General features: G+C 58.2%; 24 protein-coding genes and 1 tRNA gene. 9 read left to right on the top strand and 16 right to left on the bottom strand.

Annotated elements, in window-relative coordinates; genetic code table 11:
- Positions 1 to 60: 60 nt before the first annotated feature.
- Positions 61 to 942, bottom strand: coding sequence for a dienelactone hydrolase family protein (locus AC5SEO_RS20725; protein ID WP_174068378.1), 882 nt, complete (start codon positions 940 to 942; stop codon positions 61 to 63).
- A gap of 209 nt (positions 943 to 1,151) precedes the next feature.
- On the opposite strand from AC5SEO_RS20725, the gene parE reads away from it, so the two are divergent.
- Complete coding sequence (gene parE, locus AC5SEO_RS20720; protein ID WP_013636223.1) at positions 1,152 to 3,272, top strand: DNA topoisomerase IV subunit B; 2,121 nt, start codon at positions 1,152 to 1,154, stop codon at positions 3,270 to 3,272.
- 43 nt (positions 3,273 to 3,315) lie between these two features.
- Here parE and AC5SEO_RS20715 read toward each other — a convergent pair whose 3' ends face one another.
- From AC5SEO_RS20715 to AC5SEO_RS20705, 3 genes are read right to left on the bottom strand one after another with little or no spacing between them, the layout of a single operon-like run.
- Positions 3,316 to 3,927 carry an ATP-dependent Clp protease proteolytic subunit gene (locus AC5SEO_RS20715; protein ID WP_013636224.1) on the bottom strand — a complete coding sequence of 204 codons (612 nt, stop codon included), beginning with the start codon at positions 3,925 to 3,927 and terminating at the stop codon, positions 3,316 to 3,318.
- Positions 3,928 to 3,970: 43 nt separating this feature from the next.
- A complete protein-coding gene (locus AC5SEO_RS20710) occupies positions 3,971 to 4,330 on the bottom strand; it encodes an SRPBCC family protein (RefSeq protein WP_112959154.1) in 360 nt (119 codons plus the stop codon).
- Positions 4,327 to 4,641 carry an ArsR/SmtB family transcription factor gene (locus AC5SEO_RS20705; protein WP_003515444.1) on the bottom strand — a complete coding sequence of 105 codons (315 nt, stop codon included), beginning with the start codon at positions 4,639 to 4,641 and terminating at the stop codon, positions 4,327 to 4,329. Before AC5SEO_RS20705 ends, AC5SEO_RS20710 begins: the two co-directional genes overlap by 4 nt.
- Before the next feature lie 166 nt (positions 4,642 to 4,807).
- On the opposite strand from AC5SEO_RS20705, the gene AC5SEO_RS20700 reads away from it, so the two are divergent.
- On the top strand, positions 4,808 to 6,364 hold the full coding sequence (locus AC5SEO_RS20700) for a phospholipase D-like domain-containing protein (RefSeq protein ID WP_174068379.1): 1,557 nt from the start codon (positions 4,808 to 4,810) through the stop codon (positions 6,362 to 6,364).
- Positions 6,365 to 6,395: 31 nt separating this feature from the next.
- Here AC5SEO_RS20700 and AC5SEO_RS20695 read toward each other — a convergent pair whose 3' ends face one another.
- The 5 genes from AC5SEO_RS20695 to AC5SEO_RS20675 form a co-directional block, all read right to left on the bottom strand.
- A complete protein-coding gene (locus tag AC5SEO_RS20695; protein ID WP_003515447.1) occupies positions 6,396 to 7,229 on the bottom strand; it encodes a response regulator in 834 nt (277 codons plus the stop codon).
- A 162-nt stretch (positions 7,230 to 7,391) separates the two neighbouring features.
- Complete coding sequence (locus AC5SEO_RS20690; RefSeq protein ID WP_174068380.1) at positions 7,392 to 9,905, bottom strand: GcvT family protein; 2,514 nt, start codon at positions 9,903 to 9,905, stop codon at positions 7,392 to 7,394.
- A 269-nt stretch (positions 9,906 to 10,174) separates the two neighbouring features.
- Positions 10,175 to 10,498, bottom strand: a complete 324-nt coding sequence (locus AC5SEO_RS20685) for a hypothetical protein (RefSeq protein WP_174068381.1) — start codon at positions 10,496 to 10,498, stop codon at positions 10,175 to 10,177.
- Positions 10,495 to 11,628 (bottom strand): hypothetical protein, encoded by a 1,134-nt coding sequence (locus AC5SEO_RS20680; RefSeq protein WP_174068382.1) that lies wholly within the window; start codon positions 11,626 to 11,628, stop codon positions 10,495 to 10,497. Before AC5SEO_RS20680 ends, AC5SEO_RS20685 begins: the two co-directional genes overlap by 4 nt.
- Before the next feature lie 393 nt (positions 11,629 to 12,021).
- Entirely contained in the window at positions 12,022 to 14,691 is a 2,670-nt protein-coding gene (locus tag AC5SEO_RS20675; RefSeq protein ID WP_065660903.1) for a mechanosensitive ion channel family protein, read from the bottom strand.
- A 123-nt stretch (positions 14,692 to 14,814) separates the two neighbouring features.
- Between AC5SEO_RS20675 and AC5SEO_RS20670 the strand changes: the two genes are divergently transcribed.
- Positions 14,815 to 15,069, top strand: coding sequence for a GlsB/YeaQ/YmgE family stress response membrane protein (locus AC5SEO_RS20670; RefSeq protein WP_003515453.1), 255 nt, complete (start codon positions 14,815 to 14,817; stop codon positions 15,067 to 15,069).
- A 155-nt stretch (positions 15,070 to 15,224) separates the two neighbouring features.
- Positions 15,225 to 15,300: transfer RNA gene (locus AC5SEO_RS20665), tRNA-Lys, on the top strand.
- A gap of 134 nt (positions 15,301 to 15,434) precedes the next feature.
- On the opposite strand, the gene tolA is transcribed toward AC5SEO_RS20665, so the two are convergent.
- Positions 15,435 to 15,881, bottom strand: coding sequence for a cell envelope integrity protein TolA (gene tolA, locus AC5SEO_RS20660; RefSeq protein WP_174068383.1), 447 nt, complete (start codon positions 15,879 to 15,881; stop codon positions 15,435 to 15,437).
- A gap of 440 nt (positions 15,882 to 16,321) precedes the next feature.
- Here tolA and AC5SEO_RS20655 point away from each other — a divergent pair, with 440 nt between their 5' ends.
- The 4 genes from AC5SEO_RS20655 to AC5SEO_RS20640 all read left to right on the top strand — a co-directional run bounded on the left by AC5SEO_RS20655 (position 16,322) and on the right by AC5SEO_RS20640 (position 17,981).
- A complete protein-coding gene (locus AC5SEO_RS20655; protein WP_025593566.1) occupies positions 16,322 to 16,654 on the top strand; it encodes a hypothetical protein in 333 nt (110 codons plus the stop codon).
- A 170-nt stretch (positions 16,655 to 16,824) separates the two neighbouring features.
- The gene (locus tag AC5SEO_RS20650) at positions 16,825 to 17,076 is read left to right on the top strand and encodes a hypothetical protein (RefSeq protein ID WP_111796373.1); all 252 of its coding nucleotides are present in this window, start codon (positions 16,825 to 16,827) and stop codon (positions 17,074 to 17,076) included.
- A 195-nt stretch (positions 17,077 to 17,271) separates the two neighbouring features.
- Positions 17,272 to 17,496 (top strand): hypothetical protein, encoded by a 225-nt coding sequence (locus tag AC5SEO_RS20645; protein ID WP_003515467.1) that lies wholly within the window; start codon positions 17,272 to 17,274, stop codon positions 17,494 to 17,496.
- A gap of 296 nt (positions 17,497 to 17,792) precedes the next feature.
- Positions 17,793 to 17,981: a hypothetical protein gene (locus AC5SEO_RS20640; RefSeq protein WP_003515469.1), complete on the top strand. Its 189-nt coding sequence runs from the start codon at positions 17,793 to 17,795 to the stop codon at positions 17,979 to 17,981.
- A 73-nt stretch (positions 17,982 to 18,054) separates the two neighbouring features.
- Here AC5SEO_RS20640 and AC5SEO_RS20635 read toward each other — a convergent pair whose 3' ends face one another.
- Complete coding sequence (locus tag AC5SEO_RS20635) at positions 18,055 to 18,306, bottom strand: hypothetical protein (protein ID WP_003515471.1); 252 nt, start codon at positions 18,304 to 18,306, stop codon at positions 18,055 to 18,057.
- Between the two features lie 632 nt (positions 18,307 to 18,938).
- Here AC5SEO_RS20635 and AC5SEO_RS20630 point away from each other — a divergent pair.
- Entirely contained in the window at positions 18,939 to 19,373 is a 435-nt protein-coding gene (locus AC5SEO_RS20630; RefSeq protein ID WP_174049501.1) for a PACE efflux transporter, read from the top strand.
- Positions 19,374 to 19,397: 24 nt separating this feature from the next.
- On the opposite strand, the gene AC5SEO_RS20625 is transcribed toward AC5SEO_RS20630, so the two are convergent.
- From AC5SEO_RS20625 to AC5SEO_RS20605, 5 genes are all read right to left on the bottom strand, one after another.
- On the bottom strand, positions 19,398 to 20,366 hold the full coding sequence (locus tag AC5SEO_RS20625) for an alpha/beta hydrolase family protein (RefSeq protein ID WP_174068384.1): 969 nt from the start codon (positions 20,364 to 20,366) through the stop codon (positions 19,398 to 19,400).
- A gap of 102 nt (positions 20,367 to 20,468) precedes the next feature.
- On the bottom strand, positions 20,469 to 21,074 hold the full coding sequence (locus AC5SEO_RS20620; protein ID WP_019566194.1) for an ABC-type transport auxiliary lipoprotein family protein: 606 nt from the start codon (positions 21,072 to 21,074) through the stop codon (positions 20,469 to 20,471).
- A gap of 15 nt (positions 21,075 to 21,089) precedes the next feature.
- A complete protein-coding gene (locus AC5SEO_RS20615; RefSeq protein WP_003515479.1) occupies positions 21,090 to 22,460 on the bottom strand; it encodes an MCE family protein in 1,371 nt (456 codons plus the stop codon).
- 8 nt (positions 22,461 to 22,468) lie between these two features.
- Complete coding sequence (locus tag AC5SEO_RS20610; protein ID WP_003515481.1) at positions 22,469 to 23,305, bottom strand: ABC transporter ATP-binding protein; 837 nt, start codon at positions 23,303 to 23,305, stop codon at positions 22,469 to 22,471.
- 10 nt (positions 23,306 to 23,315) lie between these two features.
- Positions 23,316 to 24,476 carry an ABC transporter permease gene (locus AC5SEO_RS20605; RefSeq protein WP_003515483.1) on the bottom strand — a complete coding sequence of 387 codons (1,161 nt, stop codon included), beginning with the start codon at positions 24,474 to 24,476 and terminating at the stop codon, positions 23,316 to 23,318.
- Positions 24,477 to 24,479: the final 3 nt, after the last annotated feature.

Below are 24,479 nucleotides of genomic sequence, written 5' to 3'. Positions count from 1 at the left end.
TAAGCTTCAAAACGTCGGTCAATTTGCCGAAATTCGCGCCTGTCGAACCAAAACTGGACCTCATCGGCTCAAAATCCAGTTCAAAACCGCCCGCCAGTCGGTCATGCGCACCGGCGTTCCATGCGTGCCTGTCTCAAAAAGCGTGAAGCGCGCCGGCTCTCCCGCCTTCAGCAAGGTGCGGAAGATGGTCGCCTGGCTGTCGGCGGAATAGACCTTGTCGGCGCTGCCATGGGTGAACCACACCGGCTTTTTGGCTTTCGCAAAGGCGCTCTTCGGAAAGTCGGGATCGACCGCGCCGCCAAGGATCGCCATGCCCTTGAGATTGCCGACGGTCGCCTTGTCGCGGCTGATGCCGTAGCAGATGAAGCTGCCCATGGAGGCGCAGGCCAACACCACCGGCTTGCCGCCGGATTTGCTAGCCACATAGGCGATCAGCGCGGAAACGTCGGCAACGCCATTGGCATCGAAGGATCGTACGCTCGGCACATAATAGGTGCCGCCATTGGCGACAGCCAGATTTTTCAGCCGGTTGAAATTGCCACCGAACGTATAGTCGTTCATGCCAAGCCGCCGGTCGCCGCCGCGCCCGTGAATGAAGATCACGGTGAAGGCCTGCCCGGATGATGGCCCGACGCGGCCCACCTCAAGCGCCCTGCCCTCAACCGCCACGGATTCCATCGCCTGCGCTGTCTTGGGCGCCATATCCACATATTGCAGCTTCACCCGGCGTTCCGGTACCTCGTCGCGGCCGTTGATATCGCGCATCTCCTGATAATCGATCACCTCAGATGCGCCGCCATCGGCCGTGGAAAGCACTGTCTGGCTGGAAAACAGCTCGTCCTTGAACGGCCGCAGCGGCCCGTCCGCCGCCCCGGCACCGCCCGGCATCGCCGCAACAGTCAGGCAGAAAAGAGTACAAAACGTGAAATGAGCTGTGGACATGACTTGGTTAACCGTTCATTCGTGGCTGCGAGACTTGCCATTGCCAGGGCGGCAGCGCAATCCTCCTGTTGCGAAACCCTGACATAGTCGTGGCATAGGGTGCGCCGCGTTAGGCCACACGCCCTGCACGTTTGGCGCTATACTTGCCCCTATTGGCATACTGATTCGCTTGGCGAAATTCTGACGACACGCTTTTTTGAACCTTGGACATGATGGACGATAGCAACGATCTCTTCTCCGGTCTTCCGGTGGCACCAAACAGCGAAACGGAAAAGAACGAGGACACGGCAAAACCCGTGAAGGCCCCGGTGTCCGCAGCCGCGAACGTGAACGTGCAGCCGAAACCAGCAGCCGTTGCGGCCGTCACGACGCCCCCACCCCCAGCGCCCGTGTCCCCCTCCGGTGACGATTACGGTGCCTCGTCGATCCGCGTGCTCGAAGGGCTGGAACCGGTGCGCATGCGGCCCGGCATGTATATTGGCGGCACAGACGAGAAGGCGCTGCACCACCTCTTTGCCGAAGTCATCGACAACTCCATGGACGAGGCCGTCGCAGGCCACGCCAATTTCATCGAGGTCCATCTCGATACCGAGGGTTTCCTAACCGTCACCGATAACGGACGCGGCATTCCCGTGGAAAACCATCCGCAGGTTCCGGGCAAGTCGACGCTCGAAGTCATCATGACCAAGCTGCATGCCGGCGGCAAGTTCGATGGCAAGGCCTATGAAACCTCCGGCGGCCTGCACGGCGTCGGCGTTTCCGTGGTCAATGCGCTGTCCGATCTTCTGGAAGTGGAAGTCGCCCGTAACCGCAAGCTTTACCGCCAGCGCTTTTCGCGCGGCGCGCCGATCGGCGGTCTCGAAGAACTGGGTGACGTGCACAACCGTCGTGGCACCCGCGTGCGTTTCCATCCGGACCCGCAGATCTTCGGCGATCACGCAAAATTTGAACCGGCCCGTATTTTCCGCATGGCCCGCTCCAAGGCCTATCTCTTCGGCGGCGTCGAAATCCGCTGGAGCTGCGATCCCGGCATGGTGCCCGCCGGTGGCGAAATCCCCGAAAAGGCCGTTTTCCATTTCCCCGGTGGTCTGAAGGACTACCTGGCCGCCACGCTCGGCAAGGAATTCACTGTCACCCGCGAGATTTTCTCCGGCCGCACCGAAAAGACCGGTGGCCACGGCGCGCTGGAATGGGCTGTGACCTGGTATGGCGGCGACACGCAGATCCATTCCTATTGCAATACCATCCCGACGCCTGAAGGCGGTACGCATGAGGCCGGTTTCCGCATCGCACTCACCAAGGGCCTGAAGAACTATGCGGAGCTGACCCAGAACAAGCGAGCCAGGGAAATCACCACCGATGACGTGATGATCTCGGCAGCGGGCATGCTCTCCGTCTTCATCCGCGAGCCGGAATTCGTCGGCCAGACCAAGGACAAGCTCGCGACCGTCGAAGCCCAGCGCATCGTCGAAAACGCGCTACGCGATCCCTTTGACCATTATCTCACCGGCAATCCGGGCGAAGCGGCGAAGCTGCTGGACTGGGTGATCGAGCGCGCCGAAGAACGCCTGCGCCGCCGCAAGGAAAAGGAAGTCAACCGCAAGACGGCGGTGCGCAAGCTGCGCCTGCCCGGTAAGCTGGCGGACTGCTCGCAGAACACGGCTGAGAATGCCGAGCTTTTCATCGTCGAGGGTGACTCGGCTGGCGGCTCGGCCAAGCAGGCGCGCAACCGCGCCAATCAGGCCATCCTGCCGCTGCGCGGCAAGATCCTCAACGTCGGCAGCGCCAGCCGTGAAAAACTCTCCGCCAACCAGCAGATCGCCGATCTCATACAGGCGCTGGGCTGCGGCACGCGCACCAAGTACCGCGAAGAGGATCTGCGTTACGAACGCATCATCATCATGACGGATGCCGACGTCGATGGCGCCCATATCGCCTCGCTGCTCATCACCTTCTTCTATCAGGAAATGCCGGAACTCATTCGTGGCAACCACCTCTATCTCGCGGTGCCGCCGCTCTACGTCATCCGTCAGGGTGCCAAGAGCGCCTATGCCCGTGACGACGCCCACCGCGCCGAATTGATGGAAACCGTCTTCAAGGGCAAGAAGGTCGAAATCGGCCGCTTCAAAGGCCTTGGCGAAATGATGGCGGCACAGCTGAAGGAAACCACCATGGATCCCGAAAAGCGCACCCTGCTGCGCGTAGAGATCGACGACGTGGATTTCGAAGGCACCCGCGAGGCGGTCGACAATCTGATGGGCACCAAGGCGGATGCCCGCTTCCGCTTCATTCAGGAACGGGCTGCCTTCGCGGATAATCTGGATATCTGATCAACCGTCCCGGCCAGCCATGCGCCAACCGGGACGATTTGAGTCATGCCGCCGCCACATCTTCGCGAACGTCCAGAACGCGGTCGATCAAACCCCACTCCAGTGCCTCTTCCACCGTCATGAAACGGTCGCGATCCATTGCCGCTTCAAACTCGTCATAGCTGCGTTTGCAATGCTCGGCATAAAGCCGCGTCATTCGGTGCTTTGTCTGCCTGATTTCTTCAGCATGGATGAGCATATCCGACGCCTGCCCCTGAAACCCGCCGGACGGCTGGTGAATGAGGATGCTGGCGTTGGGCAATGCCGCCCGCGCGCCCGGTTCGCCCGCCATAAGCAGGAACGAGCCCATCGAACGGGCGGTCCCCATGCACAGAGTATGAACCGGCGCGCGGATGTAGCGCATGGTGTCATACATTGCGAGACCGCTGGTCACGACGCCGCCTGGAGAATTGATGTAGAGATGGATCGGCTTTTTCGGGTTTTCCGCCTCCAGAAACAGCAGTTGCGCGCAGACAAGCGCGGAAACAGCGTCGTTGACCTCACCGTTGAGAAAGATGATCCTTTCCCGCAACAGCCGGGAATAGATGTCGAAAGACCTTTCTCCCCTTGCGGATTGTTCAACTACCATAGGGACGAGTTGCATCGCTTCGCGCATCGGCGAACTCCTGTCGTTTGAAAATGTAAGGAAATGTCGTGGATCAGGCGGCGAGCTTGATGGGCGAACCGTTGTGGTTTGCGGCAGCCTTTGTCATCCGACCGGAACCGGTGATGGGCAACTCATGAATGACCCGCAGGCTGGTGCCGCCGCTCGCGTTGGGTGCAATCCTGAAGGTGACGGTGCTTTCCAGAAATGGCGGAACGTCATCCCGCATCCTGTAACAGACCTCCTTCCCCGGGGTGATCCTAATCGCCTCGGGTTCAGCTAAAGCCTCCTTCGGCAACCAGTTTTCACGGAAGGCCGGAATGCTGATCGCACGCCAGACTTTTTGCAGCGGCTCATCGAGATCATATTCCAGCTCGACAACGGGTTTGGGTGCTGCGGGCAGTTCCCTGTTCATTGATCCATATCCTTCAGCAAGAGCTTCAGTGCTTCTACGCGCTGCGGCCAGTAGGCGCGGTATTTGCCAAGCCATGTCGCAATCCGTGTCAGCCCATCCGGATCGACCTCGTAATTGACGAAACGACCCTGCCGCCGTTCGACGACCAGCCCCGCCCCCCGCAGCACGGCAAGATGCTGCGACATGGCCGGCTGGCTGATATCGAAACCCTCACGCAAGGCGGAAGCGTTCTGGGCACCATCCGCGAGCTTTTCGAAAATAGCGCGGCGTGTCGGATCGGCCAGCGCCCGGAAAATATCATTCTCTGTCATGACAACAGATAAGCATACACTTATGTGATTCACAAGTCCCGCCTCCTGCATTCGCTTCGCAAGGCAGGCTTTTTCGCTCCCGCACCCTCTTCTGCCGTGAACGCTTTATGTGCTCGCGCGTTTTCACCCGGCCTGATAATCTTCAGGCCGGGAGTGATCAAAACAAGTGACTGCATTTACGGTCTTTATCGCCATGGTGCTGCTGGTCGTCGGACCAGCCCTGTTTGTTGTCATCAGCAAGCAGCGGGAAAAGGCCATTCCCAAACGCCCCTCAACTGCCCTGCCCGTTGCCGAGGATGCGACCGGGCTCGACCGCCACTGGCAGTCGATAAGGAATGGCTGGAACGAGAAAAACGCGCTCTGCCTGCTGCATTCCAATCTGGATGCCTTTGCAGTACGCATGGCGGCGGCGCGGGCGGCCGGACGCAGCCTTGATCTGATGTATTACATGTGGAACGCCGATCTGACCGGTCGGCTGATGATGCGCGAGGTCATTGCAGCGGCAGATCGCGGCGTGCGCGTGAGGCTGCTTCTGGACGATCTCGGCGTCTCGATGTCCGACCGCATCTTCCACGCCATCGACAGCCATCCCAATATCGAGCTGCGGCTGTTCAACCCAACCAGGGCGCGGGAAAACATCTTGTATCGAAGCCTGGAACTGGTCCTCCGGTTCCGAAGCGTCAACCGGCGCATGCACAACAAGGCGTGGATTGCCGACGGACGCGCCGCGATCGTTGGCGGCCGTAATATTGGCGACGCCTATTTCGATGCCGCCGAACGGGCCAATTTCCACGATTTCGACATTCTCGGTTTCGGCAGGATCGTTGCGGATGCCACCGAAATCTTCGACGACTACTGGAACAGCGCCGTTTCCGTTCCCGTGCGCTCGCTTCTGGCGCGCAGGCCGAGCAAGCTTGCCAGGTTAAGGCGCGAGCTTGCTGCGCTGCCGAAAAGCGAGGCTGCCAAACCTTATCTCGAGCGCGTCGAAAACCAATATGGCAGCGGTCATTTCCTGATGTCGGACCGCCTGCACTGGGTCGATGAAGCCGACGTGCTTGCCGACCCGCCGGAAAAAGCAGCGGGAAAACGCCGCAACGGCCACAACTTCCTGATGGAGAGCCTGCTGCCGCTGATGCAGGCGGCAAATGACAGCCTGCACATCACCTCCCCTTATTTCATTCCCGGCAAACAGGGCTTGAACATTTTTGCAAACCTTGCCGAGCGCGGCGTCTCGGTTGCCATCCTCACCAACTCGCTGGCTGCAACAGATGTTGCCGCCGTTCACGCCGGTTACGCACGGTATCGAAAGCCGCTTCTGCTGGGCGGGGTGCGACTGCATGAACTGCGTGCACAGGCGGACCAGCCAAGCTTTACGCTTCGCGGTTCAGGACAGGCGAGCCTCCACACCAAGGCTTTCTCCCGCGACGGCAAGACCGGCTATATCGGCTCGCTCAATTTCGATCCGCGCTCTGCTTCTCTCAATACGGAAATGGGCGTCGTTTTCACCTCAGCCCCGCTGGTTGCGCGCATGGACGAGATATTCAGCGAAGAAATCCGCCGCTCGATGAGCTTCGAGCTGGATATAGACAACGGCAATCGCATCGTCTGGATGACCGAAGAACACGGCCAGCCGAAGACATACCGGCGTGAACCGGACGCTGCCATCAGCCGCCGGATCGTCGCGGGCATCATGCGTTTCCTGCCGCTCGAGTCTCAGCTTTGACTTATCGCGGCTTTGACAACGAAAAGTCCGATCAGGCCGCCGGTCTCACGCCAGCCTTGGCCAGCTGTATCTGCACCAGCGTGTCGAGGTTCTGGTTAACGCGGCAATAAAATTCCTCGTCGATGAAGGGCCGCAGCATGAAATCGTTGCCACCCGCCTTCAGGAACCGCGCCGACAAAAGCCGGTTGGTGGACGAGGAAACGCCGATGATGCGCAACTCGTGCGAACCGCGCACGGTGCGGATGCGCCGTGTAAGTTCGAAACCGTCAATATCGGGCATATTGTAGTCGGTCACCACCAGCCCGATATCGGGATTGGCCTTCAGGATTTCGAGCGCCTTCGCACCGCTATCGGCAAGGCTGACGCGGAAATTATAACGCTTGAGGCGGCTGGAAAGCAGCGCCCGCGCCGTTGGGCTGTCATCCACGATCAGCACATGGTGGCGGTGGTTGGTGAGGAACCGACAGATGGATTCCGTCAGCATGTCCACGGCAAAGATATTGTCTTTCAGAATGTAGTCGACCACGTTCTTGGCGATCAGCGTTTCGCGGGTCGCCTCATGAAACGTGCTGGTGAAAACGATGGTCGGGATTGAAAGATCGATCAGATATTCCAGCGCCTCGCCATTCTCCGCCCCCGGAAGATTGATGTTGGAAATCGCAAGCGTCACGGGTTCGGCCGAGTGTTCGTAGCACGCCTGCAACTCCTCGAAGTTGCGGCACACCTCCACGGAAACGCCCAGCAATTCTTTCAGGCGCATGCTCACCATCTGGGTGAACACATTGGTATCTTCCGCAAGCAAAATGCGGCAATTGGTAAATGGCACACCCGAATATTGCATGCCCGTAATGCCCAGAAAATTCATTTTGTCCCAGTCCCCCGTCGTCTTTCACGGGAAATTAGCAGGCGTATTTTTCAGAATGATTAATAACACTTTTGCCCGAAAACAGTCGGCATACATGCTTACCCAAAAGAAAACACGGCCCCCGAGGGAGGGCCGTGTTTCGAATGCTTCCAGGAAAATCCCTCAGGCGCGCAGCAGCGCGTTTTCCGTATCGAAGGGGCTTTCTTCCACCACCTCGGCGTCATAAAGCGTGCCGAGAATGCGGATTTTCAGCTTCGTGCCAATCGTGGCATATTCGGGTTTCAGCATGGCAAGCGCAATCGATTTGCCGATACGCCAGCCAAAGCCGCCGCTCGTCACACGGCCGGCAAGTGCGCCATCTGCATCGAAGATAGCTTCAGAACCACGGGCATCGACATCCGTATTGCCCGAAACGGTCAGCGTCGAGAATACCGATTTCAAGCCGGCTTCCTTGTATGCCACCAGTGCGTCGCGGCCGATGAAGTTTTTCTCCGGACGCAGGAAACGGTCGAGACCGGATTCATAGGCGTTATATTCGACCGAAAGCTCGCGGCCCATGTTGCGATACGACTTTTCAAGCGACATCGACACCATCGCACGAATACCGAATGGCTTGATGCCAAACTCGGCGCCTGCTTCCATCAGCCGGTCGAAGATGTAGTTCTGCATTTCGATAGGATGGTGCAACTCCCAGCCCAGTTCACCGACGAAGTTGACGCGCAGTGCATGCGCCGTCGCCACACCCACGGAGATCTGCTTCGCCGTCAGCCACGGGAAATCCTTGTTCTCGAGGCTGGTACGGGTCAGCTTCTTCAGGAGATCGCGCGACTTCGGACCGGCAAGCACCAGCACGCCGTATTTTTGGGTGATGGGCTGCAGCACGACGGAACCGTCGGTGGGCGCAAGCCGCTGGAGCACGTCATGATCGTGCGCCTCAAGACCACCGGCGGACACCAGATAGAAGCGGCCCGGCGCCCATTCATAGACGGTGAACTCCACCTTCACGCCGCCATTCGGCGTCAGAAGGTGCGTCAGCGCAATACGGCCGCGCTTCTTCGGCACGATATTGGCGAGAATGCTGTCCAGCCAGGCGCGCGCGCCGGGACCGGAGACTTCCATCTTGGCGAAGGCCGACATGTCAAGCACGCCGATATTCTGGGTGACGTTCTTCACCTCGTTGCCGACATGTTCGAAATAGTTCGAGCGGCGGAACGACCACTTCTCAACGATACGGCCATCATCCAGTGGCGGCGCATAGTTGTGGCTGGTGATGACATCCGCACCGACGCCGAGGTCCTCTTCGCGCAGCGCATAACCTTCCGGCGCATACCAGTTGGCACGCTCCCAGCCGTAAACGGAACCGAACACGCCGCCGAGCTTCTTCAGACGGTCGTAAACCGGCGTCGTCTTCAGCGGACGGGCAGCGGAACGTTCTTCATCAGGGTAATGCATGGTGAAGACGTTGGCATAGGCTTCCTCATTCTTGGCAATGAGGTAACCTTCCGTTGCGTGAGGGCCGAAACGGCGCGGATCGACACCCATCAGATCGAGTGTAGGCTCACCATCGACGATCCATTCGGCAAGCTGCCAGCCAGCACCACCGGCAGCGGTGATGCCGAACGAGTGGCCTTCATTCAGCCAGAAATTCTTCAGGCCCGGTGCCGGACCGACGATCGGGTTGCCATCAGGCGTATAGGCGATAGCGCCGTTATAGACCTTCTTGATACCGACTTCACCGAAAGCCGGAACGCGCACCATCGCCGTTTCGATATGCGGCATAAGGCGGTCAAGTTCCTCCTGGAACAGCTCATATTCGCTATCGTCAGAGGGACCGTCGACATAACAGACCGGAGCGCCGACTTCGTAAGGGCCGAGGATCAGACCGCCGGCCTCCTCGCGCATGTACCAGGCCGAATCCGATTCACGCAGAACGCCCATTTCCGGCAGACCCTGACGGCGGCGCTCCAGAATGGCCGGATGCGGCTCGGTGACGATATATTGGTGCTCAACCGGGATGACCGGAATATTGATGCCGACCATCTCGCCGGTCTTGCGGGCAAAGGAGCCGGTGCAGGAGATGATATGTTCGGCGATGATTTCGCCCTTATCCGTCGTCACCTTCCAGTGACCGTCTTCCAGCTGCTCGATGGCGGTGACGGTGGTGTTGCGATAGATGGTGGCGCCACGGTCGCGCGCGCCCTTCGCAAGCGCCTGCGTCAGGTCGGCGGGCTGGATATAACCATCATCGGGGTGCTGGATGGCGCCCAGCAGGCCGTCCGTCTCGCAAAGCGGCCAGATTTCCTTCACCTGCTCCGGCGTCAGCATGTTGACCCGCACACCGATGGTCTCGGCAATGCCGGCATAATACATATATTCGTCCCAGCGATCCTTGGTACGGGCGAGACGAATGTTCGAGACCTTGGAGAAACCGACATTCATGCCGGTCTCTTCCTGAAGCTCCTCGTAGAACTTCACCGAATACTTGTGGATCTGGCCGACCGAGTAGCTCATGTTGAACAGCGGCAAAAGACCGGCTGCGTGCCAGGTGGAACCGGAGGTCAGTTCCTTGCGCTCGATAAGGACGCTGTCGCTCCAGCCCTTCTTGGCAAGATGATAAAGCGTCGAAACGCCGACGACGCCGCCACCGATCACCACCGCCCGTGCATGTGTCTTCATTTACAGAACCCCTAAAAAGCGCCGGCATTGCCTGTCGTGCTGCCAAATCGATGGGATGGAATATGAAGCGCCCGGCGGCCGTTCAGCCGCCTGATTGCGACATGGCCATAGGGTGCTGCGACAGGGGAGAAAATGCCGTCGCTGGAGGCGGGTTTCAAACCACCGTCGCCTTTTGAAGACGACGGTGGCGCACATATGGGAAAATACCAACCGGAACAGATCAAGTGTCAGCCAAGACGGATTGGAGCCTGAACCGCCGGATAAACCGTCTATCTGGTCTGAAGCTGCAATTGCATTCCCCGCACATCCGGGCCGTCCAAGTTTAACCCCTTTATAACGTCATTGCCGGGAACGATAATCGAGTTCTTGAGGACAGGACCGCCTGGCAGATTGTGTATCCCGCCGCCGCCACCGGGCGGAGGTGGTGGCGGCGGAAAAACGCCGCCACCATCATCCTTGCTGCAAGGTGGAATGCGATAAATGCAATCATCGTTGAATTGCGCAATATCTCCACTCGCAGACGGGCGAACCAAATCCTGCGCATTTGCCAGAAACGGAAAAAACATACCGAAGAGAAAAATAGCCAGTCTCATTTCGCAACCTCCTGCGAAGATGCACAAATCTTGGCGCGGTCTTTTACGTCCTTGCCAGCGGCAGCTTTTGCCGCGGCGTCCAGCCATGCGGGCGTGCTGTTGCGCATACCGATGGAAACGCTGTTGAAGCCTATGACGAGCGGCCTCGCAAACTGGCTATCGGAAAAGAGGCCGGAACTGTTCGTGCTGCGAATGGTGTTGTCATTGCCGGCCATGTTTTCGGCCGCCGGCTGCTGGCCCTGCGGGCCTGTGGTCGCGGCAACGTCCGCACCATCCACAGTCTTCTGGACGTCACCTTTGTTTCCCCTCGCATCGATGAAACCCGAGCGTGCCCGGCCGTTGGTGACCTTTACCCCGCGTGTCAGAAACGCCTGACGCACGACCAGCAGGCGAATGTCGTAAATATAGCGCGAACCACAGTCCTCTGTCTCCGCGGTTCTCAAAATATTGCGGCTGAGAATGTACGAGAGTTTTTCGCGAAGATAGTCGTCGGCGCAATAGACCTTGGTGTCGTCATCATTGCAAAACCGCATCAGCGCATTTTGTGCATGGAAGGGATTGATCGCATAGGTCTGCACATTCTGAAGCTCGATTTCCTCGATATCCGCCCGTGCGCCACCAAAGGCGATATTGCGTAAAAGTCCTGCCATTCCTTCTTTGCGTTCTATCCTGACGATGGGAAACAGCGCGTCCTTCACCACCAGGCCAGACGTCGTCCCATCCATAGCAACCTCCGTACGCGGTTGAGCAATCGACAGAGACTTTTTATCCTCCGACCAGGTGCTGTCGCCAAAATAAGGCGCCTCAGACTTGACCCCGAGATATCCCCGCAAATTAGGTATCTGGGTAATCTTGACGTAGCGACCGATGAAGGCTTCGCTTTCGAGGTCGGTCGGCAAAGACTTGAACTTGTGGCCCGAATCCACGACCTCGGCGATGATGTCTCCGACATAAATATCCTCCTGTGGAGGATAGACCGGCTCGATGCCCAGTCTGCGGATGGATGCATTCCAGCGTTTCGGCAGGTAATCATCCGTCACATCGGTTTCGCCCATCAGGAAAAACAGACCGGCAGAACCGATAACGACACCTGTCGCCAGTAAGGATACTCGGGCGGCATGGGGTGTCACCCACCTCCACGCACTCCTCAATTTTTCCCGCAAAGACGTTTTCGCGGGAACTTGGCCCGGAGGCTGGGCAGGCTGGGCAGGCTGGGCAGGCTGGGCAGGCTGGGCAGGCTGGGCATTTTCATCGACTGGATCCGGCATGTGAACCCCGACAGGAAAGAAATGAACTAAGTATAACCCAGAATATCAACTTAAAGTTTAAAAAACAATACAGTCATCGAGGGAATTTTCACTGTATTTCATGATGACGACCGACAAAATCCGGTTTCCCTCCCAATAAGATCTTTCCTCTGTTTGGCGTCTCATCCGCCACTATGCAAATAGGGCGCGAGGATAACTCCCCGCGCCCGTCAACGCCCGTATCGGCTGCGTCGCCGCAGCCGCGGTAGCCGCAGATTAACTGTCCTTGCCGGCCGCCTTCAACGTCGCCTTCGGCTCCACCACGGTTTTGTCACCCGCCTTGCCCGCATCCTTTTCCGGTGCAGTTGCCGCGGCAGGCGCCGCCGCGCCCGTATGCGCCGCCACCGCCTTGTCACCCTCTTCCGAAAGCAGCGCCGCCAGCATTTGCGGATTTGCATCGCCTTCCACGTGGATGTTGAGGTTACGCTGCGGGAACGGGATGGCGATCCCCTCTTCGCGGAAGCGTTTCAGGATCGCGATCCTCAGCGCGTTTTTCACGCCAAGCCCGTTCGAAAGATCGGCGAGGTGGAAACGCAATTCGAAATCCAGCGAGAAGTCGCCGAAACGGAGGAATTCCACGTGCGGTTCGGGGTTGCGCAGTACGGGCGGCTGGGTGCGCACCAGTTCCAGCAGAATATCCATCACCTGCTGCGGATCGGATTCATAGGCAACGGAGACCGGAATTTCCGCACGCATGATACGGTTGCGGTGTGTCCAGTTGCCGACGGAGGAATTGATGAATTCCGAATTTGGCACGATGATCGACTGGCCGCGGAAGGTTTCAATCTCGGTCGCGCGCACCGAAAGCCGTTTGACGGTGCCTTCAGTCGTGCCTGTCACCACCCAGTCACCCACCTTGAAGGGACGCTCGACCAGCAGGATGAGGCCGGAGACGAAGTTCGAGACGATGTTCTGAAGGCCGAAACCGATACCGACCGAAAGGGCAGACGCCACCAGCGCCAGGCTGGAGAGGTTAAGACCGGCGGAAGAGACGCCGAAAATGGCCGCAACCGCGATACCGAGATAACCGATGCCGGTCTTGACGGAGTTGCGCACGCCCGCATCCACCTGCCCGCGCGCCATGACGTTGTTGTCCAGCCACTTCTGGAACCAGCGTGTGATGATGTAGCCGATAGCAAAGACGAGGACGCCGCCGAACAGCCCGATCAGCGAGATGGAGGCATTGCCGACGGTGATGCCGGTCAGCAGACGATAGGCCCAGCTTTCGATATCGCCCGGCTGGAACCCCCAGGAAAACAGGATGAGCGGCACGCCGAAGGCGAGTGCGATCACATAGATGCCGAGCCCCGCCGCAAGACCGGCCTGATCCAGCGCAACCGGGCCGAGACCGTAGCGCCGCCCGAGATAACGACCGGCCAGGGATTCGGAAAAGGCGCCCTGTCGCGAAATCGCCTTGCCGGAAAGAATGCCGATATACATTGTTGCGAGCACCGCACCGGTGGCGACGATCTGCGTCGCAAGGAACCGCGCCAGCCCCACATAACCCGTCAGGCAGGCACCGATGAGAACAAGCCCGCCGACCCTGAGCAGAATGACCAGCCAGCGCGGCAGGCGCTGGTTGCCGGTCTCGTAGTCCTGCCCCTCACCGATCACCGGGCGCAGGAACGACACGGTGAGCAGGATGATGCCAATGATGATGGAGGCAATGAAGCTCTTGGCAACGGTGACGATCAGCGGCGAATAGAGCGTCTCGCTGATCGTGCCGAACAGATAATCGAGACCGTTGACGAGCGCCATCAAAAGCACAGCCGAGGACAGCGTGTGCGCTCCGCGATTGGAAACCTGCAACAGACGCCATTCCGGCTGCGTCGGCGCAAAAATCGCGTAGCTCAGCCGCGACACGAAATAGACGAAGCCCGTAACTGCCATGGCCCCGAACAGGATCGGCGCGATATCGGAACGAAGCACGTTGAAATTATCGAGGAAAAACGCCGAGGTCACCAGAAACAGGAAAAGCGACAGCGACTGCACCATGGTTGACCAGAAGGCCACCGAAAGCCGCCGCAGATAGGAAGGCTCGCCGGAAAAGGCCCGCCTTTCCATGCGGCTGCCGAAAAAGCGATAACCGCCCACCAGAAACAGCAGCGCCGCCATGATCGACAGCATCACCGCCCCGAACATCGGCAGGCGTTTGTAGTTCCAGACGAAACCCGCCCAGCTGCTGAAGGCGTTGTTGAGATTGGTCAGCTCGCTCACGAAGGCGGAAGAGGCGTCGCCCAGCGTCTGGGAAGAGACTTCGGTGCGCTTGAACAGGGTCGCGGCAAAAAGCGCCCGGCGAACTGCCGTTATGTTGTTGGAAATCTGCGCGGCGTTGGTGGCAGTACTCTCCACCTCGCCGGCAATGGCATTCACCTCGGCACGCTCCGCCGTCAGCCGGGAGCGCTCCTCCGTCACCATGCTCGCTTCGGGTGGCTGTCCTTCCGCCGGAGCAGCGCCAAGCGCGTCGAGACGCGTCTTGATCTGGTCCAGGCGGGTCCGCAACTTGGTGTTGGCGGCGGCAGCATCGGCTGCAATGGTATCGGCGCGTCCCTTCAGGTCCACCAGCTGCACGTCATCGCTGCCGCCCGCCTCAACCTGTTTGGCGATTGCCGAAATATCGGCCTTCCATTTTTCCAGATCCGTGCGCGCCTGCTCGACGATGGAAGCCTGGATAGCGACTGGTGCGGCCGCTGGCGCATCCTGCGCCGACGCCAAGGTTGCGGACGACAGAAAGCTGCCAAGGAGGGTGAATACCGCGACCATTATTGCAGCCAGGGCGGCCTTTCGCCGCCGACCGGATAAAGGTCCGCCGAACATCCGCCTACCGTCAATCATTCCGCCAAACATCAACCGCACATCCATGCCTTTCATATCTTCACCCAGCATCAGGCTATTTATCGCCTGCCGCGCGGAAAACCACCCGCAAAAAGCGAGGTTTTCGGGAGTCTACCTTGCTTTTCACCCGGAGAATCATCACCTTCAATAGTGCAGCAATCATGGGAGGAAATCATGGAATCTGCTGGTATTGGCTGGATCGCAGCTATCATCATCGGTGGTGTCGCCGGGTGGCTCGCCGAACAATTCATGAAAAGCAATATGGGTGTTTTCATGAACATCCTACTTGGAATCGTCGGCGCGATTGTCGCCAACGCCATTCTCTCGGTATTCGGAATCGTTTTGACCGGATGGATCGGTTATCTCATCGCCGGCTTCATCGGCGCCTGCATCCTCATCGTCATCGGCAGAGCCTTCCGGCGAGGATAGCAAAAGACAAAAATCCGTAAAATCCCGGATTTCCAGCCTTTTCCAGCGCGACTGAAATTTTTTCGTCACAAAAATCGAAGAAATTTCATTTCCGCGCTGGACAAGCCGAAACTTCCCCTTTATAGCCCCCCTCACACCGCCACACGGTGTCGGTCGGGTGATTAGCTCAGTTGGTAGAGCAGCTGACTCTTAATCAGCGGGTCGTAGGTTCGAGCCCTACATCACCCACCAAATTCTTCAAAAATGACAAGACGTTGCGGTGCTAAGTTAAAGCATCGCCTTCGACGCCGGGCACTGAAAAAATAGTTCGCATTCGGCGCCCCTAAACATGCGGCCGCGACAGCGGACCTAGCTCCCAAGAAAACCTACAACTTCGTTTCGGGTATGATTTTTGTCCCGATAAAGCGTGGCCCCAGGGGCCGCCCGGCAATACGGCTTGCGAATTCCTCGGTGAAAGGAACAGGCGTTGCCCGCTTCACCGCGTCGATGGCGGAATCGATAAAGGCTTGCCGTCTTGGACTGTCTTCCTGCGGGCGCGCGGCTGTGACGACCACCTTGCCCCTTATCTGCCCATCCTTATGCAGAATGAACTGAAGCGTCACGACAAGCCCCTCCGTGTCTTCCGGCGGCACCCAGCATGCGTAAATCGCATCGAACATTTCTTTGAGGTTGCTGACCGGAGCATGATCGTTGCAGACCCGCGACTGGCCCAAAGCCTGCGTCAGAAAACCCGCGTACAGGGTGGCCAGTGCCACGATACCCGGCAGCTTGAGGCCGCAGAAGAATAAAAACGAACGCTTGATCAAATCCATTATCCTCTGTCGGAAAGCGATCAGCCTGGCCCATCCACCAATTAACGTCATTTTTTGAAAGAATATTTTTGTCAGTAAAAACTCTTCGCTGATTCAGAAATCGATATATACAAAATAATAAAGTCCACGATACACACAGAAAAATCATAAATACATCAAAATAAAAATCAAAATAAATGAAAAAACAATTGAAAACAAAAAATAGTTTCGGAATAGAAAAATAATATATTTGTTTCATAAAAATAAAATCACAAATAAAGGCAAAAATTCGAAATACTTATTTATATATATTTGTAATATTTAAAATAGACTGGATATCTCGAAAAGTTACCCACAACGAACCCTTCGCAATTTAACCAAAACCCGCAGTTTGCATTGCAAGCCACTGGTTTGGTTGTATGCATTGCCAAGCCAGAACGATGGCGCAAAAGGGGGATATCATGAAATCAAAATGGGTAACGGCGGTGTTTTTCGGAGCTACGCTGACGGTTGCTGGTGCGGCGCAGGCGGACGACCTCGTCTTTTCGCTGAAGAACGGAACGAACTCCGTTCTCAATGCCTTCTACACCTCGCCGGTCGGCGTCGATGACTGGGAAGACGACGTTTTCGGAAAGAAGGCGCTTGGTCCGGGCGAAACGATGGAGATCACCATCGCCGATGGCCGCCGCGTGTGCAAATACGACATGCGTTTCGAATTCCAGGGCGATGAGCTGGAAGACCTCGAGGATACGCAGAACCTGTGCGAACTCGGCGAATATACCATCACCGAGTAAGAATCCGTCAATAACGGCCCTGCCCGATCATGGCGGGGCCTGCACCAACAAGCGGCCTTCAAAAAAAATCAGCCGCTCCGGCAACGCCGGTTTTGCAACACAGCTACTGAAACGACGAAATATCAGCGCGGCAGTGCCACCCGCTCCGCAAAGCGGTCTTAATCATGCCTATGATTGGCGTGATGAGATTGATGGTCAACATATTGCTTTTCGCCCTCGGCGCAGTCGGAAGCGGCGTATGTGCGTTTCTATTGTCGGGTACGCTTGCCGATTCCGGATTTCTCGGTTCCTGTTTCGAGGGAAGTTGTGCCTATGCGGCGCTTTTCATGGTGCTGCCCGTCACATGGTTCGTGCTTTTTGCACTTTATGTCATGGCATTGCTGGTCTGGAGACGAAAACCTTTCCGGAACGGAAGGCTCTGAAATAGGTAAGACGGCGCCGTCGCTACCGGACGTTCGTTGACAGCCATCGAGACTTGCCGTTAACGTCCCGCCTGCTGGGGGATTCGCTGCCATTGATATACGGGCCTGCCCGATATCATAGGCCTCTGAATGTGCATGTTTCCGATTTGCACGTCGCTTAACGACGTGCATGGCGGAAAACAGGGAGACCAAACGATGCGGGCCGCAATTAATTCTCCATCGCTTTCTATTGATACCATGGACTATCAGGCCGAGTGCCAATTCGCGCTGGAGCCCTCCATTCAAGGGCTGATCGAAAAAGCGGAAGACGCTGGCTGGAACCGCCAGCAAGCCGCGCTTGCCATCGTCGCGCTCGCCAGTGAACATCTGAGTGACCTGCTTCCCGGCCTCACCGTACCCGATCAACGCCCCCTGTCCTGACAGCCTCCCGCCCGCCGGAGCCGATCGGCACCCGGCATGATTGCCGAAGCATCCCGAAAATTGATTGATCAGGCCGGAGTATCCCCCGTCGCGCCCGCACGGGCCTTCGATGCTCCGTCGCAAGCGCGAGGGGAGAAAACGCTCCAGGCAAAGCCCTGCCCCCTCAATGCAGCCGGTAGCGCCCCCGTCACAGACCAACTCCAGGGCATTTCAGCTGCCCTTTAAGTATCGCTGTCACAGTGTTGACATAAGCGACCGATAATGAGAACATAAAGTGAACATTATGGAGGTCAGCGATGAACGCAGCAGACGCAACCATAGAAAATGCCCTGTCCGTGGTCGCTCGCTCCCGCGATATGCGCGAGCGCGCGCTCGAGAGACGACGGGAATTGCAGCGGCGAACGGAAGTCATCATCGCCCGGCCGCTCTACGTGCTGAAAAAGAATGAAGGCCCGAAGCAATTGTCGCTGAAACTCGACAGCTAGATGGCAAAAAGCAAATCCCGTGCGGATTACCTCACACACGGGATTTTCAGAATGAAACGATCATTGTCTTGTCTTATTGCATGCGTTGCATTGCGGCTTCGGGTTCGCCAGTCGTCGCAACCGTTGCCGCCGGAAGGCGATCGGTCTTTTTCAGTATGACGATGGGCTTGTCCACCGGATCCGTCGGCGGAACGATGCTTGCAGTTTTGAATTCACGGTCGACAGCAGGAACGGAAGCGTTGATCTTTTCATGACCTGCGCACTCCGCCAACGCTGCACTGGCGGAAAAACCAAGTACAGCGGCGATAATGAGAACTGATTTCATGTCATTCTCCCTTCGCTTTCGTGGCGAGCTCCCAATCTAAGGGGAGACGGTCCGGATTGAAAATCACACTTTAGAGACATCTAAAGCTCTCTGTCATTGCGGCAGTCGTCATCGGTGGCAATGGGTGAGGCGTGCCGCTTTATTTTTTCCGCAGATCCAGCGGATTTTGGCAAAGCGGCCTGCGGAATATCATCGCCACATAACTTCCCTTCAGGGAAATGAGGCTAGGCTTGTAAGTCGTGGCCTGTGCCGCGTTGGCGGCCTTTATCGTTCGTCCATCTGGAGAATTATGCTGCATGGCACGCCTCCTTCCATGAGCGATAACGAAAAAACACCGGTCTTGTTCCGCAGCGGCGAAACGGCGGACAATTGAAAAGATAAGGCACCGCCGCGTGCTTCGTCTCCACGCCGGTGATACGGTGGCACGAATAGTCGCATGAAGGCGAAGTCTCGCCGCATAACTCCGGCCTCGCCGCCTCATCCCGCTCCCGCTGAGAAGAGCGCTCCCAAACCCAACCATGACCCAAGGCTTGAAATTTTGCCCGAAACCGCTATATGGCTTTGCGAGAGGACGACCTCGGCCATTATGGCGACAGCATGCGGGACGGCCCGGTCACATACCGGAGAATAAATTGCGTTCCCTGCCCGATCGTATCCGCCACGCTCTCAGCTTCGAAATCATCGGCCTTCTGCTGGTCGTGCCGCTGGGTGCATTCGTATTTCACATGCCCATGGAAGATATCGGCGTTGTCGGCCTCGTCAGCGCCACGCTCGCCACCGCCTGGAACTATCTTTACAATCTCGGCTTCGACCATGCCATGCAGCGCCTGAAAGGCACGACGCTGAAGACGCCTGCTATCCGCGTCGCCCATGCCCTGCTGTTCGAACTGGGTCTGCTGATCGTGCTGATGCCCTTCATCGCCTGGTATCTCAGCATCAGCCTTGCCCAGGCGCTGGTGATGGATATCTCCTTTGCGCTGTTCTACGTAGTCTATGCCTTCGTCTTCAACTGGGGCTACGACCGGCTTTTCCCGCTGCCGGAATGGCAGTCGCAGGACGCCGTCTGATCGACGGCGGCACCGGCGTGTGCGTCAGGGTAGCGAAGCCGTGAAAAAGCGGATGACTTCGCTGTTCAGTCGACGATGAAACTCCGCCCGGTCAAACCCCGGAGTATCGCCGCATATCTCGGCCAGGGCTTTTTCCATCTCGGCGGGGCAAGGTGTTATGAACGAAAAATGCCCTGCCCCTTTCACCGTCTGATAGTCCGGTTTTGCTGGCAGGTCGTCGCGCAGTCCTAAAATATCCTCCGGCGCCACACCGTCGCCGCCGCGCTCTGAACTCCAGAGCTGAACGGGGATTTTGATATCTCGCAGATCGGCCCGCCCTGGAAAGGCGTTGAGGGGGTCTGCAATAACCACAGCCTTCACCCGCGCATCGTAGACCCGGTCCTCAGGCGAAGCAGACCTTTCCAGCATCTGAGCACACACTGCCGCCTGCCCATCAGGGCACGGCAATCCGGTATTTGGAAAATCCGGAACGCCGCCGGCAAGCACCAGCGCCGTATAACCGCCGCGCGAAAATCCGAACACCCCGATCCTTCCGGCATCGATAAAACGGGCATCGTTCCAGTTCGCCAGCATATGGTCGAGCAGGCGGACGATATCGGCCGGTCGTTCGGTCAGCGCGGAAAGATCGCCTGCCCGCTTCATGTCAATGGCGTTATCGCCGGGATGATTGATCGCCGCGACGATGAAACCGGCATCCGCCAGCGCCGCCGCGGTATCCCGATGGCTGAAATACGTACCGCCGAAACCGTGGGAGATGATGACGAGCGGATATTGCCCATCGACAACAGGGCAATCACGCACCGCTTGCAGAGCGAAGGGGCCGATGCGGGTCTCCACCGGAGTCGCCGCGCAGGGCGACCACACCGCCGCCCTCATGGAAGGCTTGCCGCCTGCCGAGGGAATCTCGATCAACCGAAGACCGGCTGCCAGAACGGTGCCCGTTCCGCACATGGCGGAAACAAGGGAAAGGCAAAGCAACACCAGAAATCGCATGACGGACCCGCGGATCGGAAACATTGAATGCAAGGCCGTCACCAACAGGCCTCACCCGCAACATAGAGCAATCTCTTGTAGCGGAAATGACCGTCGTCAGACTTAGAGCGACTTCAGCGTCCAGGCCACGATTTCGCGGGTGGCGGCGGCGAAAGCCTGGTCCAGCGCTTTGACGAAATTGGCATTTCCGGAACCGCTGACGCGTGCGCTGGCGCGGAATACTTCCTGCGCCTTTACCGTGCCGTTGCGATCGTTCAAGAGCTTCACCGAAATCTCGATATCGGCGGTGTTTTTTGCCGTATCGATTTCGAAGGTGCGAATATCGCTGACCACCTGGTAATCGATCGCCAGCCCCTGCCCCGGCCGGCCGACGCCACCGAGCTTGCCGGTATCCTCGAAGGCTTGCACCAGCTTGGATTGCACCATGCGCGGCAGGCGGTCGCTCCATTGCGAATTGCCGAGATATTGCACTTCCGAGCCGGAAAGGCGCACCACGATGTTTTCGCTATCAAGCGCTTTCAGCGCCGTCGGATCGGCGATCAGCAATTGCCGGCCTTTGAGCGACGGCCCCTGCGTCACAGTCGCCGAAGAGACGGAAAGGTCGAACGTATCGTTCGATGGGGTTCCCGCACAGCCCGCCATCGCAACCGCGAGCAGCGGAGCCAGAAGCAGGGCACGGCGCTTATGGCCGTTCATCAATCGTGTCATTGGCCCATACCCCTTTTAGCGCCTTGTTCTGCCGTCATATTGTTTCACGGTTTCGCCGCCGAAAATCAACCGCTGCGGATCGCGGTCGATATTGGTGATCGCATTGTTGAGATTGTCGACCGTCTGCCGCGTGCTGCCGATAAGCGCCTGGAAATCCTTCAGGCCCGAACTGGAGAAGCGCGTGAGATTGTCTGCAATCGGCCCGATTCGGGCATTGAGATTGTCGGCCACGGCCTTGAACGAGGTCAAAGTCTCGCGCGCCTTTGCAAACAGCGAATTGGCATCGTCGGTTCCAAGCATCCCGTCCACCTTGGCAAGAATGCCATCGACACGGCTTGAGGCAAGGTTCAGCTTGCGGCCCATGTCGGTGAAATCGGAGACCGCCTGGTCGATATCGGCCCGGCGTGCGCCGACATCGTCGGCAATTCGCTTGAAGTTCGCCACGGCATCACGCGCATCGGCAGTCGCTGCGGAAACATCACCCACCACGGTGCTGACCTTTGCGGGATCGACCGACGCCAAAAGCTCATCCGCGCGCTTCACCACCGTCTGCACTTCCGTGCTCGCCGCCTCGAAGTTGCGCGCCGTGCTCTGCACCGTTTCCATGATACCCTGAATATCGCTCGAAGCGGAAGCGACGTCCTTCGTCACCTTGTCGACATTAGACAGGATAGAATCGATCTTGCCGGCATCCACCGCCTTCACCAGATCTTCGACAGCAGTCAGCGTGCCGTCCAGGCGTACCGAGACCGATTGAACGGTGGTGGAAAGCGAACTGAGGCTGGCGATGAAACTCTTGATACCATCGGAATTTGCGGCCAGCGCATCGGAGAATTTCTCGGCGTTACGCACCGTCTGCGTCAGCGGCCCGCGGGCATCCTGCACGAAACCCTGCAATTCGCCGATGGCGCCATCGGCGCGTTTCAGGATCTTGTCGGCGGTGGCAAGAAGGTTGGTGACGCTGGAAAGATCGGCCGTCAGCTCGGCGGGAACGCCGCTTTCGACGGATTTCTGCAGAATGCGCTCACCATCCTTGTTGCCGCCGGATAGCTCGATATAGGCAGCGCCCGTCAGGCCCTGAATTTCAAGCACGGCGCGGGTGGACGGGAAAACCGGCGCGTCCGCCTGCACTTCGGTAAAGGCGATGGAATAGGCCGGATCGTCACGGTCGATCGCAAGACCGCGCACCGTGCCGACAGGAATGCCGTTGAAGCGTACCGGAGAGCCGACGGAAAGGCCGTTTGCCGAGCCGGGAATACGCACCACGAGCTGCGCCGTCGGTCCACCCCGGCCGAATTCTGCCATCCAGTAAACGAAGCCGAATGCGGCGGCGATCACGATCAGCGTGAAAATTCCGACTATGGTGTAGTTCGCCTTGGTTTCCATGCTTCTTGTTACTCCACCGGATTTTCGTGTCTGTCGTCCGGAAGAACGACAGAGCGCGCCCGTTTGCCACGGAAATAGGACTGCACCCAGGGGTCGTCACAGGCAAACATGTCCTGCAAGGTCCCTTCCACCAGCACCTTCTTCTGCCCTAGCACCGCAATGCGGTCGCAGACGGAGAACAGGCTGTCGAGGTCGTGCGTCACCATATACACGGTCAAACCGAGCGAATCGCGCAAGCGCGCGATCAGCATATCAAATTCCGCCGCCCCGATGGGATCGAGGCCGGATGTCGGCTCATCGAGGAAGACAAGGTCGGGATCGAGCGACAGCGCGCGCGCAAGCGCCGCACGCTTGATCATGCCGCCGGAAAGCTCCGACGGGTATTTGTCGCCCGCATCGGGCTTCAGGCCCACCATCTCGATCTTGAGATAGGCAAGCTCGTCCATCAGCTTTTTCGGCAGGTCCAGATATTCCCGCATCGGCAGCTGGATGTTTTCCTTCACCGTCAGGCCGGAAAACAGCGCCCCCTGCTGGAACAGCACGCCGAGCCGCTGGTCGAGCATCATGCGGTCGTCTTCGCTGGCCTTGTCGTAATCGGTGCCGAGAATGCGGATTGCACCCGCCTGGCGTGGCAGAAGCCTCAAGATCGCACGCATCAGTACGGATTTACCCGCGCCGGATGGGCCGATGAAGCCAAGGATTTCACCGCGATAGACATCCAGATCGAGATTCTCGAGCACGTTCCTGCCGTTGAAACCGACAGTCACACCCTCGACGGAAAGAACCGTCTCACGGCCGTCCTTTGCAGTTTTTGTCTCTTGCGGCTTCTGGTCCAAAGTTTCCAACGCGCCCTCCTTAAAAATCGATGGCTGCGTAGAAGATGGCAAAAAGGCCATCCACCAGAATGACGACGAAGATCGATTTGACCACCGACGACGTGACGTGTTTGCCGAGCGATTCCGCCGAACCGCCGACCTTCATACCCTCAACCGCCGCAACGATGCCGATGATCAGCGCCATGAACGGCGCCTTGATCATGCCGGCGGCGATGGTCGATTCCTCGACCGCGCCATGCAGACGCGACAGAAACACTTCGAAGGTGATGCCGGAATAGAGAAGCGTGACGATGGCGGCGCCGAAAAGTGCGGCGAAATTGGCAAGGATGGTCAGAAGCGGCAGTGCGATTGTCAGCGCCACGAGACGCGGAAACACCAGCACGCCAACGGGGTTGAGACCGATCACCTTCAGCGCGTCGATTTCCTCGCGCATCTTCATCGAGCCGATTTCCGCCGTGATCGCACTGCCGGAGCGACCGGCGATCATGATTGCGGTCAGAAGCACGCCGATTTCTCGCAATTGCAGGATGCCGACGAGATCGACGACGAACACTTCCGCGCCGAAGTAACGCAGCTGGAAGGCGCCCTGCTGGGCGATGATGGCGCCGATCAAAAACGACATCAGCATGATGATCGGCACGGCGCGCACGCCCATATGGTCGATCTGGTTGACGATGGCCGCCGGCGAGACGCCACGGCCGCGCCCGAGCTTCATCTGCGCGCCGCGCACGGCAGAACCCAGAATATACATGCCCGCGAGGAAATCCGCACCATTCTGGACGACAGCTTGTCCTATCGGCGAGAAGAAGCGTTCGGCAAGTCCCACCTTGGCGGCAGGCTCACCCTCCATCGCCGCTTTATCCGGCAATTGGCCGATCAGATCCTCGATTCGCTCGTTTCCGGTAAGCGTGACGGTAACGCCCTTCGCTTCCATATCTTCGCGCAATCGCCGGATGACCCAGGCGCCGGTCGTGTCGATTGCCTCCACCGAGGAAAGATCGATCTCCACCGGACCGGCAGGGCCGCTTTTCTCGATGTTTTCGAGGCGTGCAAAAATGCCGGAAAGATTGCTGTTGCGCCAGGAACCGCTCAAGGCATACCGCTGGCCGCCGCCGGAGACGGCGTCGTCTTCGGTGATTGCGGCCGGGTTCGCCTGTTGCCGTATATCCTGTTCTTGCATAAT

This window comes from Agrobacterium sp. K11, from assembly GCF_059429395.1.
The sequence above is the reverse complement of the archived record's forward strand: the minus strand, read 5'-3'. Positions and strand labels throughout refer to the sequence as shown.

Excerpts from the sequence above, each read along its gene's own strand:
- AC5SEO_RS20725 (WP_174068378.1), bottom strand. The coding sequence starts at position 942 with ATGTCCACAGCTCATTTCACGTTTTGTACTCTTTTCTGCCTGACTGTT.
- parE (WP_013636223.1), top strand. The coding sequence starts at position 1,152 with ATGATGGACGATAGCAACGATCTCTTCTCCGGTCTTCCGGTGGCACCA.
- AC5SEO_RS20715 (WP_013636224.1), bottom strand. The coding sequence starts at position 3,927 with ATGCGCGAAGCGATGCAACTCGTCCCTATGGTAGTTGAACAATCCGCA.
- AC5SEO_RS20710 (WP_112959154.1), bottom strand. The coding sequence starts at position 4,330 with ATGAACAGGGAACTGCCCGCAGCACCCAAACCCGTTGTCGAGCTGGAA.
- AC5SEO_RS20705 (WP_003515444.1), bottom strand. The coding sequence starts at position 4,641 with ATGACAGAGAATGATATTTTCCGGGCGCTGGCCGATCCGACACGCCGC.
- AC5SEO_RS20695 (WP_003515447.1), bottom strand. The coding sequence starts at position 7,229 with ATGAATTTTCTGGGCATTACGGGCATGCAATATTCGGGTGTGCCATTT.
- AC5SEO_RS20690 (WP_174068380.1), bottom strand. The coding sequence starts at position 9,905 with ATGAAGACACATGCACGGGCGGTGGTGATCGGTGGCGGCGTCGTCGGC.
- AC5SEO_RS20685 (WP_174068381.1), bottom strand. The coding sequence starts at position 10,498 with ATGAGACTGGCTATTTTTCTCTTCGGTATGTTTTTTCCGTTTCTGGCA.
- AC5SEO_RS20675 (WP_065660903.1), bottom strand. The coding sequence starts at position 14,691 with ATGCTGGGTGAAGATATGAAAGGCATGGATGTGCGGTTGATGTTTGGC.
- AC5SEO_RS20670 (WP_003515453.1), top strand. The coding sequence starts at position 14,815 with ATGGAATCTGCTGGTATTGGCTGGATCGCAGCTATCATCATCGGTGGT.
- tolA (WP_174068383.1), bottom strand. The coding sequence starts at position 15,881 with ATGGATTTGATCAAGCGTTCGTTTTTATTCTTCTGCGGCCTCAAGCTG.
- AC5SEO_RS20655 (WP_025593566.1), top strand. The coding sequence starts at position 16,322 with ATGAAATCAAAATGGGTAACGGCGGTGTTTTTCGGAGCTACGCTGACG.
- AC5SEO_RS20650 (WP_111796373.1), top strand. The coding sequence starts at position 16,825 with ATGATTGGCGTGATGAGATTGATGGTCAACATATTGCTTTTCGCCCTC.
- AC5SEO_RS20645 (WP_003515467.1), top strand. The coding sequence starts at position 17,272 with ATGCGGGCCGCAATTAATTCTCCATCGCTTTCTATTGATACCATGGAC.
- AC5SEO_RS20640 (WP_003515469.1), top strand. The coding sequence starts at position 17,793 with ATGAACGCAGCAGACGCAACCATAGAAAATGCCCTGTCCGTGGTCGCT.
- AC5SEO_RS20635 (WP_003515471.1), bottom strand. The coding sequence starts at position 18,306 with ATGAAATCAGTTCTCATTATCGCCGCTGTACTTGGTTTTTCCGCCAGT.
- AC5SEO_RS20625 (WP_174068384.1), bottom strand. The coding sequence starts at position 20,366 with ATGCGATTTCTGGTGTTGCTTTGCCTTTCCCTTGTTTCCGCCATGTGC.
- AC5SEO_RS20620 (WP_019566194.1), bottom strand. The coding sequence starts at position 21,074 with ATGACACGATTGATGAACGGCCATAAGCGCCGTGCCCTGCTTCTGGCT.
- AC5SEO_RS20615 (WP_003515479.1), bottom strand. The coding sequence starts at position 22,460 with ATGGAAACCAAGGCGAACTACACCATAGTCGGAATTTTCACGCTGATC.
- AC5SEO_RS20605 (WP_003515483.1), bottom strand. The coding sequence starts at position 24,476 with ATGCAAGAACAGGATATACGGCAACAGGCGAACCCGGCCGCAATCACC.